This window comes from Burkholderia sp. NLJ2, from assembly GCF_049487195.1.
Taxonomy (GTDB): Bacteria; Pseudomonadota; Gammaproteobacteria; order Burkholderiales; family Burkholderiaceae; genus Burkholderia; species Burkholderia pyrrocinia.
In genome coordinates, this window is record NZ_CP137808.1 from 1,913,294 (window position 1) to 1,929,166 (window position 15,873).

Below are 15,873 nucleotides of genomic sequence, written 5' to 3' on the forward strand. Positions count from 1 at the left end.
GCCATCTCCGCGCCGTCGCATTGCGGCAAGCATCGCGATGCGACGGTCTTAGCGGGCCAAGACGATGAGCGTGGTGAGCGCGATCGGGGCCAGCGCAACGCCCAGCAGGCCGAGTGCGCCGTCGGCCGCCATCGTGATCGGCGACAACGCAAGCTTTACCCCTTTGCCGAGCACCGACGGCCGCTCGATCACCTTGACGTCGTACTCGTGATTGAATGCTTGCGGGATCGACGAAGGCGTGACGTCGTTCGGCTGGTAACGCGTACCGCTGATCGTGCCGTGCTCCGTCAGTTCGAAGCGCTGGTCCGTGAAACCGTCCGCGAGCGCACGCTCGCGAAGCTCGGAGCCGGGCGGTGCGTCCTCGCGCGCAAGTCGCAACACGTAACGCCCGGTGATCTTGTCGCCGCGCGCCTCGAAGTCGTCGAAATCGGTATACAACTTGGGGCGATAGGGCGCCGTGAGGTTGACGGCGAGGGCCGGCGGCACATCGAAAATATAGTGATACCGCTTGCCGATCACGACGAGCTTCTTCCCGTCCGCGCTGATCAGAAACGCCGAGAGCGTTTCCCGGTATTCCGGGTCCTTCATCATGCGATTGGTGACGGGGCCGAAATCGGTGCAGCCGGCAAGCATGCCGGACGCTGCCACGGCGGGCAGCGCGAGAAATGTTCTTCTTTTCATGAGTGCTGTACAGGTTGTTGTTCGTTATTAAGCGGAACCGCTTGAATGTCGGACCCAGCGTTCGATGAACGCGGCGTCGTGACGGCCCTTCATGCGGTTTCTTCGCCTGGGCATTGTAGGGCCAAAACCGCCACCGCCGCATCCCCCCGGCGAAGCGCCGCGCCCGCGTGCGATAGACTGCAGGCTCGCTTGCCCGCCGCCAATCACACGACCGCTCGCGCCCCCACACACGCCATGGATCGAATCGATGCGATGAAGGTGTTCGTCGCCACGCTGGACGAAGGCAGCCTCGCGGGCGCGAGCCGGCGGCTCGGCCGGTCGCCGGCGGCGGTCAGCCGCGCGATCGCGTTTCTCGAGGAGCACACGGGCACCGCGCTGCTGTACCGGACCACCCGGACGATCCGCTTGAGCGAGGCCGGCGAACGTTATGCGGCCGCGTGCCGCCGCATCCTGTCCGATCTCGAGGAAGCCGACATGCTGGTCGCCGACGAACGCTCGGCACCGCGCGGCATGTTGACGATCACCGCGCCGGTCGCCGCGGGCGAGGACGTGCTGCGCGCGCTGCTCGACGAATTCATCGAACGCCATCCGGCCGTGTCGATCCGCCTGCAACTGCTCGACCGGCCCGTCAGCCTGATCGACGAAGGGATCGACGTCGCGCTGCGTATCGCGCATCTGTCCGATTCCACGCTCGTCGCGATTCCGGTCGGCACGGTGCGGCGCGTCGTCGTGGCGTCGCCCGGCTATCTGGCGAAACATCCGGCGATCGATGCGCCGGCCGATCTCGCGCAGCACCGGATCATCTCGATGACGCACTTCGGGCTCGACTCATGGAGCTTCCCGCCGTCCGGGCCGACAGCGCTGCCGCAGGTCGTCCAGTTCGCGCCGCGCTTCATCGTCAACACGATCCGCGGGGCTGTCGCGTCGGCCGTCGCCGGCCACGGCGTCACGCGGCTCTTTTCGTATCACGTCGCCGAACAGGTGCGCGACGGTGCGCTGCGGATCGTGCTGCGCGACAGCGAGCATGCGCCGCTGCCGATCCATCTCGTCACCCCTTACGGACGGCTGTCGGTTCCGAAGGTACGCGCGTTCGTCGATTTCGCGGCGCCGCGCCTGCGTGAACATTTCGCGCAGCTGGCGGCCATCACCGACGGCGATTGAACCGGATCACGGAAGAATGGCTTTCGCATGACGGCGATTCTCTCGACATTCGACTCAATCTAGACTTTCTTCAACCGACGGACGCACGTGGCGCCCGTCCAGCGAATGGAGGTCAACATGCATCAAGCGCTTCCCGACCGGCCCCACGCACGTGCGTCCAACGTGATGCGCGGCACGGTGTCCGCCGCCAGCCCGGCCGGCATCGGCCTGGCAGGTGTCGTGTTCATGCTGCTGCCGGCGATCATCGCCGCGCACGGGTTTCCGGCATCGACGGCCGCGTCTTTCGGCACGGCGAACCCCGGCGGGTATTCGGACGGTGCACGCGTCGCGGGCGCGCCGGCGTTCCCGGTCGGTTCGATCGCGATGGCGAGGGCGCGATGAGCACGACCGCACACGTGCCGGTCGCCGCGCTCGCCGAACGGCCGGCCGCCAGTTATGCCGAACGCAACGCGCGCTACTGGCGGCGCAATCTCGCCGTCTGCGTGTTCGGATCGTTCACGACGCTCGTCAGCCTGAGCATGCTGCTGCCGTTCCTGCCGCTGTACGTACGGCAACTCGGCGTCGATACGCAGTCGGCCGTGATCCAGTGGTCGGGCATCGCGTTCGGCGCGACGTTTCTCGGCACGGCTGTCACCGCGCCGTTGTGGGGCCGCCTCGCGGACCGCTTCGGCCGCAAGCCGATGCTCGTGCGCGCGGCGATCGGGATGGCCATCGTGATGTCGCTGATCGGCATCGCGCACAACGTGGTCGAACTCGTCGCACTGCGACTGATCGCGGGGCTCGTCGGCGGCTACGCGTCGGCGTCGACCGTGATGGTCGGCACGCAGGCGCCGCGCGAACGCGCGGGCTGGGCGCTCGGCATCCTGTCGACCGGCGCGCTCGCCGGCAATCTCGTCGGGCCGCTCGTCGGCGGGCTGCTGCCGGGCTGGCTCGGCATTCGCGGCACGTTTTTCGCGGGTGGCGCGATGATCGCCGTCGCCGCGCTGCTGACGATCTTCGTCGTGAAAGAGGACTTCCACGCGGACACCGACGCGAAAACGCGCACCTCCGGTGCGGCCACAGGCGCGGCGCACGGCACGCATCGTGCGGCGGTCGCCGCACTGCTGGTGACCGCGACGATGGTGCTGCTCGCGAACATGTCGATCGAGCCGATCATCACGGTCTATATCGGCGGCCTCGGGGTAGGCGGCGATCACCTCGCACGCGTTGCCGGCGTCGTGATGGCGTGTTCGGCGCTCGGCAGCATGCTGACCGCCGCACGGCTCGGCGCGCTGGCCGACCGGATCGGCAGCTGGAACGTGATCGTCGGCTGCCTGCTGCTGACCGCGCTCGCGATGGTGCCGCAGGCATTCGTCACGCACTGGTGGCAGCTTGCCGCGCTGCGCGTGCTGATGGGCATGACGCTCGCGGGATTGCTGCCGTCGATCGGCAAGCTCGTGCGGCAATCGGTCGACGAACGCGCGACGGGGCAGATGCTCGGCTACCTGCAGTCCGCCCAGTTCAGCGGGCAGGTGATCGGCCCGGTGATCGGCGGGCAGATCGGCGTCGCGCTCGGCCTGCATTCGGTGTTCTTCGCGACGGGCGCGCTGCTGGCGGCCTGTGCGGTGCTCGCGCACTGGGCGCGCGGCCGTTAGCGGCTGGCCCGCGGCTCGGGGCCTGGCGTAGGATGGGCGCAGTTGCGGGTGCCGCGCCCGGAAGCGGCGACAACGCACACCTTCGCCACGCGTTCCGGACGCAGCACCTCGAGGCCGCCTATCGTCTTGGACGCCGCTTTCACATTCACATGACCGGCTGCGCGCGAAGAACGCGTCGTGCCGGGCCCGACCAACGCGCTTCGGCCGGCATGCGGCCGAAGCATGTCGATTACGGATCGTGCAGGAGGCAAGCACCATGAATCACTCGACCGATAACCGGACGCTGTTGCGCACGCTCGGCATTCGCGCGCCGATCGTCCAGGCGCCGATGGCCGGCGTCAGCACGCCGGCGCTCGCTGCCGCCGTGTCGAACGCGGGTGGGCTCGGCTCGCTCGGCGTCGGCGCGACGAACGCCGACGGCGCACGCAAGATGATCCGCGACACGCGCGCGCTCACCGACCGGCCGTTCAACATCAACGTGTTCTGCCATCGTCCGGCCCGCGCCGATGCGGCCGTCGAACGCGCGTGGCTCGACTGGCTCGCACCGGTGTTCCGCGCATACGGTGCGACGCCGCCCGCATCGCTGTCGGAGATCTATACGAGTTTCGTCGCGGACGACGCGATGCAGGCGATGCTCGCCGAAGAAAGGCCGGCCGTCGTCAGCTTCCATTTCGGGCTGCCGTCCGCGGACGTGATCGCCGCGCTGAAGCGCGCGGGCATCACGCTGTTCGCGGCCGCGACGAATCTCGACGAAGCGCGGCAGATCGCCGCCGCCGGCATCGACGCGATCGTCGCACAGGGCATCGAAGCCGGCGGGCACCGCGGCGTGTTCGATTCGACCGCCCAGGACGATCGCCTCGGCACGTTCGCGCTGACGCGCCTGATCGTGCGCGAATGCGCGCTGCCCGTGATCGCGGCCGGCGGCATCATGGACGGCGCAGGCATTGCCGCCGCGCTGGCGCTCGGCGCGCAGGCCGCGCAGCTTGGCACCGCGTTCGTCGCATGCCCGGAGACGTCGATCGACGACGGTTATCGCCGCGCGATCCTCGGCGATGCGGCACGCCGCACGACGTTCACGTCCGCGATCTCGGGCCGGATCGCACGCGGCCTCGCGAACCGGCTGACCGCGCTCGGCGACGACCCGCACGCGCCGGCCACGCCCGCGTATCCGATCGCGTACGACGCGGGCAAGGCGCTGCATGCGGCCGCGAAGGCGCAGGGCGAATTCGGCTACGGCGCGCAGTGGGCCGGGCAGGCGGCGCCGCTCGTCCGATCGCTGCCGGCCGCCGAACTGTTCGCGACGCTCGAACGCGAAACGCGGGCCGCGATCGAGCGCCTGCAGCACGCGCTGGACTGATTGCGCCCGGCCCGCAAGCCGCACGCGCGTGCCGGCGATCCGTGCTGCAGATCGCCGCGCCGAACGTGCGCCACCGGCCGCCGATTTGCAATGTTCTGTATCAGCGCGGACCGCGGATACAGCGTGATACAACGCGTGTTCGGGCGTCCGCTATAAAGCAGGCATGACTTCTTCGAGAGCACATCATGTCTGCAACCTGGTTCAAAGGGTCCTGCCATTGCGGGGCCGTCAAATTCGAAGTGACAGCGGCTATTACGCCGGCGGTCCGCTGCAACTGCAGCCTGTGCCGCCGGCGCGGCGCGCTGATGAGCCCGATGTTCCCCGCTGACCACCTGAAGATCGTCGAAGGCGAGGGCGCACTGACGTGCTACCGCTTCAACACGCGCACGGCCCGTCACTATTTCTGCAGCCGTTGCGGCGTCTATCCGTTCCATCAGACGCGCAAGGACCCCGCATGCTGGCGCGTCAATCTCGGCTGCCTCGACGGCGTCGATCCGTATGCGCTCGACGCGACGGTCGCCGACGGCGCAAGCCTCTCGATCGTGGAGGACGCATGAAACGCTGGCTGATGATCCTGCTGTTTGCCGCAGGCGGGCTCGCGACCGAAATCGCGCATCCGGTGCAATGCTCGCTGCTGTCGGTAAGCCGGTTGCAGACCGGCAAGCGCCGCAGGCAGGACTGACGGCGGCGATCCGGCTAGGTTTCGCCATCCCGCCGGTTCATCGAGGCCGATTATCATGCTTCCGATAAGATCGCACGCGATATATAATGCGTTCATCTGCGGCCGCTCGCGTCGCTGGAGGAAGCCCATGAAACCGACCGAAGCACCATCGCCCGCCGCGCCGAAGCTGTCCGAGTTCCTGTGTTTTGCGATCTACTCGGCCAACCTCGCGTTCGGCAAGGCGTACAAGCCGATCCTCGACGAACTCGGCCTCACCTATACGCAATACATCACGATCATTGCGCTGTGGGAGCAGGACAACCAGACGGTCGGCCAGCTCGGCGAGAAGCTGTTCCTCGAATCCAATACGCTGACGCCGATCCTGAAGAAGCTCGAGGCGATGGGTTACCTGGAGCGGCACCGCGATCCGTCGGACGAACGCCAGGTGCTCGTCAGCCTGACGAAGGGTGGCCGCCGCTTACGCGAGAAGGGGCTCGACATGAATCTGGTCGACGCCACCGGGTTGAAGCCGGACGAATTTGCGAAGGTGCAGAAGGCAATCGTCACGCTGCGCGGCAACCTGATCCAGTCGACCGAAGAATAAACACGGTGGCAACCGGCGGCCGACGCGCATATCGCGTCGGCCGCGTCGTCATGCGTGCGCGTCGCCCAGCACCAGCAGGTTCATCTCGCGACGGACGGCAAAACCAAGCGCGAGGTAGCGCTCGATCGCGACCTGGTTCGACGTGAGCACGTGCAGGAAAGGCGTTTCCGATCGTGCGCCGATGGCCGCGATCAACGACCGGATCAGCCGCGCCGCAAGCCCTTGCCGTCGAAACGCGGCATCCACGCAGACGGCGCTGATCTCGGTATACCCGTCGACCTGCATCCGTTCGCCGGCCATCGCGGCCAGCCGGCCTTCGCTGCGTACGCCGATATAGTCGCCAAGCTCGATCGTGCGCGGGCCGAACGGGCCGGGCTGCGCGGCCGTGGTCAGCGCAAGCATGTCAGGCACATCGGTTTCGGCGAGCGTGACATGCTCCGATGCATACGCCGGGTCGGGCGTCCCTTGCCAGATCATTTGAAGCAACGTCGCGCGCCGGATCACCGACAATCCCGCCGGCGGCCGGAGTTCGTCCGGCGTGACCAGCGCCGCCGGCCCGTGCGCGGCAATCAATTCGCGCAACGCGTCGAACGATGCCGGGCTCGCGTCCGCGATCGCGGCGAACGGCGCAATGGCCGCCGGAAACCGCAGCGCGCGGTCGCTGCCGAGCGCAAAGCGGCGCTGCTTGCCCGTGAGCGCATTCCAGACGACGTGGTCGAGCGGGTGTGCAACGCCTGTCGTGTTTCCGGTCGTGGCTTCCGGCATCGGCGGCTCCTCGATTGAAGATTTCGTGTCGCACAGAATAGACCGGATCGGCCGAGCGGGTAGCACCGTAACGACATGGATCGCGTCATTGGCCTGGCGCGCATCGCAGACCTTCTTCGTTCCCGACGATCCATAGCCGGAAAACGTCTTTGCAAATCCGGGCGTCACCAATAGAAAAGCGCACGCGATTACATCGCATGCGCTTTATATGGCGGACGTGGACGGCCGAATCCGTCGTGCAATGCTCAATGACCGAAATAGATCGAGCGCTCGGCCGTGCGAACCGCGCTGCGGCTGCCGGACTGCGTCGCGCCGTCGGCATCGTTGCCGTAACCGGACGCCATCGTATCGGCCGCGCCGGCACCGTTGCCGTGAATCCGGCGCAGCGCCGCCTGGAGATTGTCCGGGTAGTTCGGATCGTTGGGGCGGTTCGGCAGGTAGCCGGCCTGCTGCAGTGCGGCCAGTTCCGCGCGCACCTGCGCACGCGTCACGGTGCTTTCGCTGGCGTTCGCCGGTGCGGCGACGGCGGCCGACACGGCAACGAGGAGGGCGGCAATCAGTTGGGTCTTCATCATTTACCTCGGCAAGAAAAAGGGAATTCAGGGGTTGCGCACCGCACGCCGTCAACCGGCGCCGTTCGCGGTTTCGTTCAATGACCGAAATAGATCGAGCGCTCGACGATGCGCGTCGCGGGCCGGCTGCCCGACTGCGTGGCGGCGACGGCGTCGCGGCCATAACCGGATGCCGACGCATCGGCGGTCACGGCGTCGTTCGCGTGAACGCGCGTCAGTGCGGCCTGCAGGTCGTCCGGATAGTGCGGATCGTTCGCGCGGCCCGGCCGATAGCCGGCTTGTTCGAGCTGCACGAGTTCGGCACGCACTTGCGCGCGGGACACGGTGGTTTCGTTGGCAAACGCCGGGGCGGCAACGGCGGTCGAAACGGCCACGAGAACGGCAGCGATCAGTTGGTTTTTCATCATTTACCTCGACAGTCAGGGATAGAAAGGATTCAGGGTTCGCGTATCGGCGCTCAATGACCGAAATACACCGAGCGGTCCGCCACGCTGACGGCGTGCCGGCGGCCCGATTGCGTCGCGGCATCGCCGTTGCTGCCGTAGCCGGATGCCTGCTCGTTGGCCGCGACGGCATCGACCACATGAACCTGCGTCAGCGCGGCCTGCAGATTGTCCGGATAGGTCGCGTCGGCGGCGCGATTCAGCGGATAACCGGCCGTTTGAAGCTGCGCGAGTTCGGCACGCACCTGCGCACGTGTGACGGTGATTTCACCGGCAAACGCCGGTGCGGCAACAGTGGCCGAAACAGCGACGAGAAGGGCGGCGATCAGTCGGGTATTCATCATTTGCCTCGATAGGAAAAGAGTCGGGAATTCGGAAGGGCGGCGCTCGGCCGCCCGATGCAACGTTCAGGCGATACGGATTTCGACGTCGATGTTGCCGCGCGTCGCCTTCGAATACGGGCAGGTCTGGTGCGCGGCATCGACGATGCGCTGCGCGACGTCGCGATCGAGCCCGGGCACGTTCACGTTCAGCCGGGCCTGCAGGAAGTACGCGTTGCCGGCCGTGCCGAGATCCACTTCGGCGTCGACGGCGAGATCGGCCGGCAGCGTCACCTTCGCGGCACGCGCCGCAAGCTGCATCGCACCGATGAAACAGGCCGACCAGCCGGCCGCGAACAGTTGTTCCGGGTTGGTGCCGGTGCCGACGCTGCCCGGCGACGACAACTGGATGTCGAGGCGGCCGTCGGAACTGCGCGCCGTGCCGTCACGGCCGCCCGAAGTCGTATGTGTCTTGCCCGTGTACAGCACTTTTTCGATCTTGCTCATCATTTGCTCCGTCAGTTGGCTTGGCAGGTTTTTCTCAGACGCGATTCGATCGCATGCGATGCAGTTTCGTTGAACCGATCACCCTAGTCAAGCGCATTCGATTCAATCGCATGCGATATTTTGTATTTCAATGTATCTGGAATGCGCCGGGCTTTGCTGGACAAAGCTCTCGGGCGGTCGAGCCCCGATATCCACGGTAACGGGGCAGGCGACCAATCCCGGGTAGGGCGGGCGGAAACGTCTGCGGGAATGGGTTACCGCCTCGCGGGGCGGCCGATACGTCACGCTGGGTCGATCTCGGCAATCACGACGAGAATGACGGCCGCGTCGGCCGGCAACTGGCGCTGGGAGAATGCCGAACGCGCGTGTCCCGCCTTGTCGCCGAGCACGGCGGCAAACAGGTCCGACGCGCCGTCGATTACGGCGGGCTGCCCGTAAAAACCGTCGGCCGAGCTCACGTGCCCTTCGACGCGCACGATCTTGCGCAGGCGGTCGAACCCGCCCAGGTGCTTGCGGATCTGCGCGAGCACGTTCAGCGCCGCAAGCCGGGCCGCATGCTGGCCTTCGTCGACGCTCAACTGCTCGCCGACGCGGCCGGTATAGGCAATCCTGCCATCGACGAGCGGCAGTTGTCCCGACACGAACAGCAGGTTGCCGGCTTCGCTTGCGGCCGTGTAGCTGCCCAGCGGGTTCGGCGGTTCGGGTAACGCGAGGCCGAGTTCGGCCAGCTTGTGTTCGACGGTCATGTCGTTCTCCTTGCGGGAAAATGGATCGGGCGATCGGTATTGCCTGTCAGTCAATCTAGTCATGCGGCCGAAGCCGGTAAATGTCAGCGGCGCAATTGATTCGGGACGCGATGTAACGAATCGCGCCACCCACGCTGGCTGGTTTCCCGTGCGATATTCATGCACACTCGTTGCTTCATCTCGCGCTCCACACCGGAGACGGCAGGAACCGCCCCATGCAACGACAATTCGACGACCTGCTGCTGGGCAGCATCGAGCTGTTCTGTCTCGCCGCCGAACTCGGCAGCTTCACGCTGGCGGCAACCGCGGCGAGCGTCACGCCGGCCGCGGTCAGCCGGTCGGTGGCGCGGCTCGAGGAGCGTCTCGGCGTGCGGCTGTTCGTGCGCACGACGCGGCAGATCCGCCTGACCGATTCCGGCCGGCGCTACTTCGAGCAATGCCGCGATGCGCTGTCGCAGCTCGTCGACGCGGAACGCGAAGCGACCGGCCAGCAGGCCACGCCCGCCGGCGTGCTCCGGATCAGCATGCCGACGCCGTACGGGCACTATCGCGTGCTGCCGCTGCTGCCCGCATTTCGCGAGCGCTATCCGGACGTGCGCGTCGAAACCCACCTGAGCAACCGCAACATCGACTTCGCCGAGGAAGGCTTCGATCTCGCGATCCGCGGCCGCGCGCCGGCCGATTCGAACCTGGTCGCGCGCAAGCTGGAAGATGCCGAGCTCGTGATCGTCGCGACGCCCGGCTACCTGAAGCGTGCGGGCACGCCGACCGCCATCGACGATCTGCATGCGCACGAATGCATCCAGTTCGAGCTGCCGAGCAGCGGGCGGCCGATTCCCTGGCTGTTCGACGACGGATCGGACGAGATCGATATCGCGACGACCGGCAACTACAGTACGTCGGGCGACGTCCTCGCCGGCGTGACGCTCGCGCGCAGCGGCGCGGGCTTGTTCCAGACCTACCGCTTCATCGTCGAACAGGATCTGCGCGCCGGCACGCTCGTGGAGGTGCTGCCCGGCCTTGGCGGCCGGTCGCGGCCGTTCATGCTGCTGTATCCGCATGCGCGCTTTCTGTCGTCGCGCGTGCGCGTGTTTGTCGACTTTCTCGTCGAGCATCTGGCGCGCGCGCCCGCCAAGAAGGCGAGCGGCACACGCACCAAACGCGCCGCCGCATCGCGCTAGGCACGCCGGCTCGTTTTCGACACGGCGGCTCAATGCCCGGCGCTCTGGCCGCCGTCGACGTGCAGGATCTCGCCGGTGACGAACGGCGCCGAGTCGAGATACAGGATCGCGTCGACGATGTCGCTCATCTCGCCCATGCGGCCGACCGGGTGCAGCGACGCGAGCGTCGCATGCGTTTCGGGTGCATGCATCGGCGACTTGATGACGCCCGGCGCTACCGCATTGACGCGGATGCCGGCCTTCGCATATTCGATCGCGAGCGACTTCGTCGCCGCATTCAATCCGCCTTTCGTCAGCGATGCGAGCACCGACGGCACGTTGCTGTTCGCGTGGTCGATCAGGCTCGTCGTGATGCTGACCACGTGCCCGCTGCCGTGCTGCTGCATCACCGCGATCGCGCGCTGCGTGACGTGGAAGAAACCGTTCAGGTTGACGTTCGTGATCTGCGCGTAGTCGTCCGCGGTGTATTGCGTGAACGGCTTCGCGATGAATATGCCGGCGTTGTTGACGAGCGTGTCGACGCGGCCGAAGCGTTCGATTGCCGCGTCGACCACGCGACGCGCGACGGCCGGATCGCCGATGTCGCCCGCGACGGTGACGAGATCGGGATCGTTCGACGGCCCGATCGAACGGGAAGTCGCGACGACGCGATGGCCGCGTGCCCGGAACGCGTTGACCGTTTCCGCGCCGATGCCTTGCGATGCGCCGGTGACGATGATGACTTTGGATGTGCTCATGACTTGCCTCGACAGGTGAATGGTGTTCGGCTTCAGTGCCGACCGGATCGATGAATCCGATGGGCAAACTGTAGGCGCGTCGATCGCGATTTCGAACACCCGCCGTGGAGCAACAGTCTTGCGTCGCGGGAACAAATGAAGGGGGAGGGCGGGTTGTCTCCGGTCAGAACGGCCTGTCGAGACACGGATGCAAGCGGCGCAAATCGGCGCTCGACGTCTTGCGCAAGCGCCTCGACGCGCTGCACACGAGTGTTGGAGCCTGGCGCGATCTCACCCAGGGCCCCACTTTTTCGCGGCTTGACGAGCCGATTTGTCTGTCACGGAACTCGCAGTTGGATAAATCCATGCACTTATCTGGATAACTTTTCTTATCACAACACCACTATTATGAATAAAAACTCGCCATTTCAGAAACGTGCCTGACGTCACTGTCCAGACCGCTCGCATGCGATTCGTCATCGATTCGAGGGCAGGGAAGCGGTCGTAAAAGCGCGGCCGCCCCGGCCGGCGACGGTCTTGAAGCGAACGCCCGCTGATCGGCAAGAACAACGGGTGATAGCGGCCGTCACCGGATTTGCCGCCCCATTCGTAGAGCGGAGAGCGATCGCCCCGTTACGACACGATAAATGCGCCGTGTTCCGCCACTCACGCAGCCGTCAATAGACGCCTGGCTCGCCTGCCGGACGATGCTTGAACCGTCGGTGCACCCAGTAGTACTGCTCGGGAAATCGAAGGATCTGCGCTTCGAGAAAGGAATTCATCCTGCGCGCGTCGAACGACTCGCTATCGGTCGGATAGCTGTCGAGCGGCTCGAAGATGGTCAGCTTGTAGCCGCGGAATTCCGGGAGCACTTCGGTCACGAACGGTACGACCCGCGCGCCGCTCAGCTTCGCCAGCCGCGATACCGACGTCAACGTGCAGGCCTGCACGCCGAACAACGGCGCAAACACCGACCCTGTCGTGCCGTGATCCATGTCCGCGGCGAGCATCACCGGGGTGCCCGAGCGCAGCAGTCTGACGAGGTGTTTCGCGCTCGCGCTGCGTTCGATCATCTCGGCCCCGAAGCGTCCGCGCTGACGTTTGGCGAGATCGCACATGCGGCGGCTCGACATGCGCGTGTAGAGTGCCGCCACGGGCAGCGTCGACGAATAGAGCATGCAGCCCACCTCGATGCCGACGAAGTGAAAACCCATGAAGATCGTCGGCGGCGCATCCGGGTCGTGGAGATCGATGTGGCTGTCCAGCTCGACCAGGCGATTGATCGACCGCGCGCTGCCGAACCACTGGAAACCGCGCTCCAGGTAGCTCCGGACCACATGTTCGAAATGGGCACGCGCGAGAACGTCGCGTTCCTCGTCGGTCTTCAGCGGAAAGCAGAGTTGCAGGTTGACATGCACCACGTGTTTGCGTCGGCTCGGTATGCGGTAAAGCGCAGCGCCGATGCTGCTGCCGGTTCTCGCGACCAGCGAGTACGGAAGAAGAGAAAGGAACCGTAGGAGGCCGAACAGCAGCCAATACCCGAGAGCGTTCATGATGATGGACTTCCGTCTGTTGACTGCCCGGCGCCGCTCGAGTCGAGTGATGGAGTACGGGAAAATCGGGTTGTGTCGAGGCTGTATGAAGTAGTGGCTTGCGCGACCACCTCCGACGGAGGCCGCGCGCCAGGCCGCTGATGGCCGGCCGCATCGATTCGGCGTTCGAAGCGATACACGATCGCAGGCGGGAAGTTCATCCACGCGATGCCGACTCGGACTGCGCGAATGCGCATGGCCTCCAGATAACGCGCCGGGATCGGGCAGCGCGGCACATACGTGAATGGATAGAACGCGCCACCGGCAGCCAGGTGGCGCGCGAAGGCGCAGTGAACGATCGCGACGGCCTGTTCGACCGGCATCGCGACGAGTGGCAATCCTCTCACAATAACACGTGCACGCTCCCCGCCGAAGAAGTCACCCGTCATGCCGAGCTGGGCCGCATCCATCTGCGTGATCCGCAACGCGGGGAATCGCCGAATCTCACGGCGGGGCGGTCGAGGTCGCGGCCGGCATCGAGGAGCACGGATTGGCGGTGATCCTGTCGTTCCCGATATGGCTGGAGCCGGAGCGCTGGCAGCGCTAGCACGGGCCTCCGCAGGAATTGCGAAGAGACGCCGAGTCACGGTGCACGGGAAGCCGATGCCCGTGCACCGCGAGCCGTCATTTCCGCGTGACGTTCAGCGGCGAATGTGTGTCGGCCTCGGACATGACCTGCTTGCTGCCGGATTCTGATTGTGCGTCACGCTCGTGCTGGCGCGCGATTTTCGCTTCGGCATCCTGCAGGCTTTTCGCATAGTCGTAGGCCATCGGGTCGTAACCAGCCTGCTCGAGCTCGATGAGCTCATTGCGAACCTGCGCGCGCGTCAGCGGCTGGGTTTCCTGCGCGAACGTGATGGCCGGCGCGGCGAGTGCGGATGCAACGACCAGTAAACGAATCAGGGATTTCATGATGACCACCTCCGGAAGATTGAGCGAAGCGACTTGTGTTTCAGTCGTCGAGTGGAGGTTAGGATCGAACGACGTCGCGATAAATGCCCGCCGCTCCAATTCAACGTTCCAGTTGGAACAAAAGTGCTTGAGCAATCGTGCCGCCCGGCGAGAAGGGCCACCGACGACCCATCGACCGCATCGCGTCCGCTTTTTCATTCGCGACAAAAGCGCATTGTTTGCACCCGGATTCCTCGCGACGGCGGCACGACATACAGTCGTCTCACCATCACGACGCGCAATCGCTTCCGGCCATGTCCGACGATCGACGCACCATCGACTCCGTCTACGCAATGACGCGCGAGCGCCTGGCTCAAGGCACGCTGCTGCAGGCGCTGCGCGCGGACCCGCCGGCAGGCATGACGGTGCGAAGCGATGCGGAACTCGAACGCACGTTGCGGGCCACGCTCGACCGCCACGCACCCGGTCGCGATCTGCACGTATTCGCGTACGGTTCGCTGATGTGGAATCCGGCACTCGATGTCGCCGGTTCGTCGGTTGCGCGCGTCGACGGCTGGCACCGGGCGTTCTGTCTGCGGCTCGTCATCGCGCGCGGCACGCCCCAGCAGCCGGGCGCGATGCTCGCGCTCGACCGCGGCGGCAGGTGCGACGGCGTGCTGTACCGGATCGACGCGGCCAAGGTCGAAGCCGAATTGCGCTTGCTGTGGCGACGCGAAATGCTGGCCGATTCGTACGAACCGCGATGGGTCGCGGCACGGGGCGACGGCCAATCGATCCGCGCGCTGACTTTCGTCGTCAACCGGTCGCACGATCGTTACCTCGGCGGATACACGCTCGACCGCGTCGCGCACCTGATCCGCACCGGCCGCGGCCCGCTCGGCTCGTCGCGCGACTACTTCGATTCGACCGTGCAGGCGTTGACGCGCCTCGGTCTCCAGGACGCCGGCATCGACCGGCTTCAACGCGCAATACGCGGCGCGGACGAGGCCGAATCTGCGTACGGTTGATCGCCCGGGTTTGCGGACTGCGCGCGAATGTCAGCGGTCAACGCATCAGACGGCCGCGCGCGCGTCGCGGCCAATCCGATCGGCCAGACCCGGCGTCAGCGGCGCCTGAGATGTTCGTCGCGCTCGAACAGTGCGATAACCCAGTCGATGAACACGCGCACTTTTGCGCTCAGGTAGCGGTTGGGCGCGTAGATCACGTAGACAGGATTGGCGTGGTGCGTCCAGCCCTCGAGGATCGGCACGAGCGTGCCGGCGGCGATTGCGTCGCGAACCGAATAGGACGGCGCCTGGATGATGCCGAGGTTCGCATGACCCGCGGCGAGGTAGGCGTTCGTATCGTTCACGACGAGACGATGATTGAGGGCGAGATCGCTTCTTTTGTCGCCGTTCGAAAACTGGAAAGGCAACGAGCGGCCGCCGCGCGACGGAATCATGCCAACGGTCGGAAACTCGCGCAGCGCGTCCGGCGACGCCGGCATGCCGTGCGCGTCGAGGAACGCGGGTGTCGCGCAGGTCGTGAAGCCGAAGCTGCCGATCTGCCGCGCGACCAGCGACTGCTCGTCGACTTCGCCCGCGCGTATCGCGCAGTCGATGCCTTCGGCGATCAGGTCGGTACGCTTGTTGCCGATATCGAGTTCGATCTCGACGTCGGGGTACGCGTCATAGAATTCCGCGAGTGCGGGCACGAGGACGAGCGTGCCGATCGCCGCGGCGGTATCCACGCGAATCCTGCCGGACGGCTTGGCGCGCGCATGGGTCGTCGACGATTCGATGTCCGCGAGATCGGCGAGCAGCTGCACGACGCGCTCGTAGTAGATCGCTCCTTCGGGCGTAACCGTCACCGATCGCGTGGTGCGATGCAGCAAGCGCACCTGCAGGTCTTCCTCGAGTTTCTGGATCAACCGCGTCACCGTCGCATTCGGCATGTCGAGCGTATCGGCCGCTTTCGTGAAGGTCCCGGCTTCCACGACGCGGACGAATGCATTCATCGCAGCAATGCGGTCCATGTACGCG

20 protein-coding genes and 1 pseudogene are annotated in these 15,873 nt (G+C 65.9%); 9 read left to right on the top strand and 12 right to left on the bottom strand.

The genetic code is table 11. The features are described 5' to 3' along the window. Positions 1 to 48: 48 nt before the first annotated feature. On the bottom strand, positions 49 to 681 hold the full coding sequence (locus R9B84_RS08740; protein WP_423757668.1) for a 5-formyltetrahydrofolate cyclo-ligase: 633 nt from the start codon (positions 679 to 681) through the stop codon (positions 49 to 51). A gap of 234 nt (positions 682 to 915) precedes the next feature. Here R9B84_RS08740 and R9B84_RS08745 point away from each other — a divergent pair, with 234 nt between their 5' ends. From R9B84_RS08745 to R9B84_RS08775, 7 genes are all read left to right on the top strand, one after another. After that, the gene (locus tag R9B84_RS08745; RefSeq protein WP_423757669.1) at positions 916 to 1,842 is read left to right on the top strand and encodes a LysR family transcriptional regulator; all 927 of its coding nucleotides are present in this window, start codon (positions 916 to 918) and stop codon (positions 1,840 to 1,842) included. A 117-nt stretch (positions 1,843 to 1,959) separates the two neighbouring features. After that, the gene (locus tag R9B84_RS08750) at positions 1,960 to 2,223 is read left to right on the top strand and encodes a hypothetical protein (protein ID WP_423757670.1); all 264 of its coding nucleotides are present in this window, start codon (positions 1,960 to 1,962) and stop codon (positions 2,221 to 2,223) included. Beyond that, entirely contained in the window at positions 2,220 to 3,476 is a 1,257-nt protein-coding gene (locus tag R9B84_RS08755) for an MFS transporter (protein WP_423757671.1), read from the top strand. Before R9B84_RS08750 ends, R9B84_RS08755 begins: the two co-directional genes overlap by 4 nt. Positions 3,477 to 3,732: 256 nt before the next feature. Next, positions 3,733 to 4,833 (top strand): NAD(P)H-dependent flavin oxidoreductase, encoded by a 1,101-nt coding sequence (locus R9B84_RS08760; RefSeq protein WP_423757672.1) that lies wholly within the window; start codon positions 3,733 to 3,735, stop codon positions 4,831 to 4,833. A gap of 185 nt (positions 4,834 to 5,018) precedes the next feature. Further along, positions 5,019 to 5,390: a GFA family protein gene (locus R9B84_RS08765; protein ID WP_423757673.1), complete on the top strand. Its 372-nt coding sequence runs from the start codon at positions 5,019 to 5,021 to the stop codon at positions 5,388 to 5,390. Then, a complete protein-coding gene (locus R9B84_RS08770; protein WP_279612962.1) occupies positions 5,387 to 5,515 on the top strand; it encodes a hypothetical protein in 129 nt (42 codons plus the stop codon). Before R9B84_RS08765 ends, R9B84_RS08770 begins: the two co-directional genes overlap by 4 nt. A 127-nt stretch (positions 5,516 to 5,642) precedes the next feature. Then, on the top strand, positions 5,643 to 6,098 hold the full coding sequence (locus tag R9B84_RS08775; protein ID WP_423757674.1) for a MarR family winged helix-turn-helix transcriptional regulator: 456 nt from the start codon (positions 5,643 to 5,645) through the stop codon (positions 6,096 to 6,098). A 48-nt stretch (positions 6,099 to 6,146) separates the two neighbouring features. Here the strand turns inward: R9B84_RS08775 and R9B84_RS08780 are convergent, their stop codons facing one another. The 6 genes from R9B84_RS08780 to R9B84_RS08805 form a co-directional block, all read right to left on the bottom strand. Then, entirely contained in the window at positions 6,147 to 6,863 is a 717-nt protein-coding gene (locus tag R9B84_RS08780) for a GNAT family N-acetyltransferase (RefSeq protein ID WP_423759982.1), read from the bottom strand. A gap of 245 nt (positions 6,864 to 7,108) precedes the next feature. Then, on the bottom strand, positions 7,109 to 7,438 hold the full coding sequence (locus R9B84_RS08785; protein ID WP_423757675.1) for a DUF4148 domain-containing protein: 330 nt from the start codon (positions 7,436 to 7,438) through the stop codon (positions 7,109 to 7,111). A 74-nt stretch (positions 7,439 to 7,512) separates the two neighbouring features. Continuing rightward, a complete protein-coding gene (locus tag R9B84_RS08790) occupies positions 7,513 to 7,839 on the bottom strand; it encodes a DUF4148 domain-containing protein (RefSeq protein ID WP_423757676.1) in 327 nt (108 codons plus the stop codon). A 53-nt stretch (positions 7,840 to 7,892) separates the two neighbouring features. Continuing rightward, a complete protein-coding gene (locus tag R9B84_RS08795) occupies positions 7,893 to 8,222 on the bottom strand; it encodes a DUF4148 domain-containing protein (RefSeq protein WP_423757677.1) in 330 nt (109 codons plus the stop codon). Between the two features lie 63 nt (positions 8,223 to 8,285). Beyond that, positions 8,286 to 8,705 carry an organic hydroperoxide resistance protein gene (locus R9B84_RS08800; RefSeq protein ID WP_423757678.1) on the bottom strand — a complete coding sequence of 140 codons (420 nt, stop codon included), beginning with the start codon at positions 8,703 to 8,705 and terminating at the stop codon, positions 8,286 to 8,288. Positions 8,706 to 8,986: 281 nt separating this feature from the next. Then, positions 8,987 to 9,451, bottom strand: coding sequence for a RidA family protein (locus tag R9B84_RS08805; protein WP_423757679.1), 465 nt, complete (start codon positions 9,449 to 9,451; stop codon positions 8,987 to 8,989). Positions 9,452 to 9,666: 215 nt separating this feature from the next. Between R9B84_RS08805 and R9B84_RS08810 the strand changes: the two genes are divergently transcribed. Beyond that, positions 9,667 to 10,632, top strand: coding sequence for a LysR substrate-binding domain-containing protein (locus R9B84_RS08810; RefSeq protein ID WP_423757680.1), 966 nt, complete (start codon positions 9,667 to 9,669; stop codon positions 10,630 to 10,632). 29 nt (positions 10,633 to 10,661) lie between these two features. Here the strand turns inward: R9B84_RS08810 and R9B84_RS08815 are convergent, their stop codons facing one another. The 4 genes and pseudogenes from R9B84_RS08815 to R9B84_RS08830 form a co-directional block, all read right to left on the bottom strand. Then, the gene (locus tag R9B84_RS08815; RefSeq protein ID WP_423757681.1) at positions 10,662 to 11,369 is read right to left on the bottom strand and encodes an SDR family NAD(P)-dependent oxidoreductase; all 708 of its coding nucleotides are present in this window, start codon (positions 11,367 to 11,369) and stop codon (positions 10,662 to 10,664) included. Positions 11,370 to 12,025: 656 nt separating this feature from the next. Beyond that, entirely contained in the window at positions 12,026 to 12,901 is an 876-nt protein-coding gene (locus tag R9B84_RS08820) for a lipid A biosynthesis lauroyl acyltransferase (protein ID WP_423757682.1), read from the bottom strand. Continuing rightward, positions 12,898 to 13,380, bottom strand: a pseudogene (locus R9B84_RS08825) (phospholipid methyltransferase); the annotation flags it as partial. The pseudogene R9B84_RS08825 and the gene R9B84_RS08820, both read right to left, overlap by 4 nt. A 184-nt stretch (positions 13,381 to 13,564) precedes the next feature. Next, positions 13,565 to 13,852, bottom strand: a complete 288-nt coding sequence (locus R9B84_RS08830) for a DUF4148 domain-containing protein (protein WP_423757683.1) — start codon at positions 13,850 to 13,852, stop codon at positions 13,565 to 13,567. Positions 13,853 to 14,145: 293 nt separating this feature from the next. Here R9B84_RS08830 and R9B84_RS08835 point away from each other — a divergent pair, with 293 nt between their 5' ends. After that, positions 14,146 to 14,859, top strand: coding sequence for a gamma-glutamylcyclotransferase (locus R9B84_RS08835; RefSeq protein WP_423757684.1), 714 nt, complete (start codon positions 14,146 to 14,148; stop codon positions 14,857 to 14,859). A gap of 95 nt (positions 14,860 to 14,954) precedes the next feature. Here R9B84_RS08835 and R9B84_RS08840 read toward each other — a convergent pair whose 3' ends face one another. After that, positions 14,955 to 15,866: a LysR substrate-binding domain-containing protein gene (locus tag R9B84_RS08840; protein WP_423757685.1), complete on the bottom strand. Its 912-nt coding sequence runs from the start codon at positions 15,864 to 15,866 to the stop codon at positions 14,955 to 14,957. Positions 15,867 to 15,873: the final 7 nt, after the last annotated feature.

Coding starts and splice junctions, on each gene's coding strand:
- R9B84_RS08740 (WP_423757668.1), bottom strand. CDS start 681: ATGAAAAGAAGAACATTTCTCGCGCTGCCCGCCGTGGCAGCGTCCGGC.
- R9B84_RS08745 (WP_423757669.1), top strand. CDS start 916: ATGGATCGAATCGATGCGATGAAGGTGTTCGTCGCCACGCTGGACGAA.
- R9B84_RS08750 (WP_423757670.1), top strand. CDS start 1,960: ATGCATCAAGCGCTTCCCGACCGGCCCCACGCACGTGCGTCCAACGTG.
- R9B84_RS08755 (WP_423757671.1), top strand. CDS start 2,220: ATGAGCACGACCGCACACGTGCCGGTCGCCGCGCTCGCCGAACGGCCG.
- R9B84_RS08760 (WP_423757672.1), top strand. CDS start 3,733: ATGAATCACTCGACCGATAACCGGACGCTGTTGCGCACGCTCGGCATT.
- R9B84_RS08765 (WP_423757673.1), top strand. CDS start 5,019: ATGTCTGCAACCTGGTTCAAAGGGTCCTGCCATTGCGGGGCCGTCAAA.
- R9B84_RS08770 (WP_279612962.1), top strand. CDS start 5,387: ATGAAACGCTGGCTGATGATCCTGCTGTTTGCCGCAGGCGGGCTCGCG.
- R9B84_RS08775 (WP_423757674.1), top strand. CDS start 5,643: ATGAAACCGACCGAAGCACCATCGCCCGCCGCGCCGAAGCTGTCCGAG.
- R9B84_RS08780 (WP_423759982.1), bottom strand. CDS start 6,863: ATGCCGGAAGCCACGACCGGAAACACGACAGGCGTTGCACACCCGCTC.
- R9B84_RS08785 (WP_423757675.1), bottom strand. CDS start 7,438: ATGATGAAGACCCAACTGATTGCCGCCCTCCTCGTTGCCGTGTCGGCC.
- R9B84_RS08790 (WP_423757676.1), bottom strand. CDS start 7,839: ATGAAAAACCAACTGATCGCTGCCGTTCTCGTGGCCGTTTCGACCGCC.
- R9B84_RS08795 (WP_423757677.1), bottom strand. CDS start 8,222: ATGATGAATACCCGACTGATCGCCGCCCTTCTCGTCGCTGTTTCGGCC.
- R9B84_RS08800 (WP_423757678.1), bottom strand. CDS start 8,705: ATGAGCAAGATCGAAAAAGTGCTGTACACGGGCAAGACACATACGACT.
- R9B84_RS08805 (WP_423757679.1), bottom strand. CDS start 9,451: ATGACCGTCGAACACAAGCTGGCCGAACTCGGCCTCGCGTTACCCGAA.
- R9B84_RS08810 (WP_423757680.1), top strand. CDS start 9,667: ATGCAACGACAATTCGACGACCTGCTGCTGGGCAGCATCGAGCTGTTC.
- R9B84_RS08815 (WP_423757681.1), bottom strand. CDS start 11,369: ATGAGCACATCCAAAGTCATCATCGTCACCGGCGCATCGCAAGGCATC.
- R9B84_RS08820 (WP_423757682.1), bottom strand. CDS start 12,901: ATGAACGCTCTCGGGTATTGGCTGCTGTTCGGCCTCCTACGGTTCCTT.
- R9B84_RS08830 (WP_423757683.1), bottom strand. CDS start 13,852: ATGAAATCCCTGATTCGTTTACTGGTCGTTGCATCCGCACTCGCCGCG.
- R9B84_RS08835 (WP_423757684.1), top strand. CDS start 14,146: ATGTCCGACGATCGACGCACCATCGACTCCGTCTACGCAATGACGCGC.
- R9B84_RS08840 (WP_423757685.1), bottom strand. CDS start 15,866: ATGGACCGCATTGCTGCGATGAATGCATTCGTCCGCGTCGTGGAAGCC.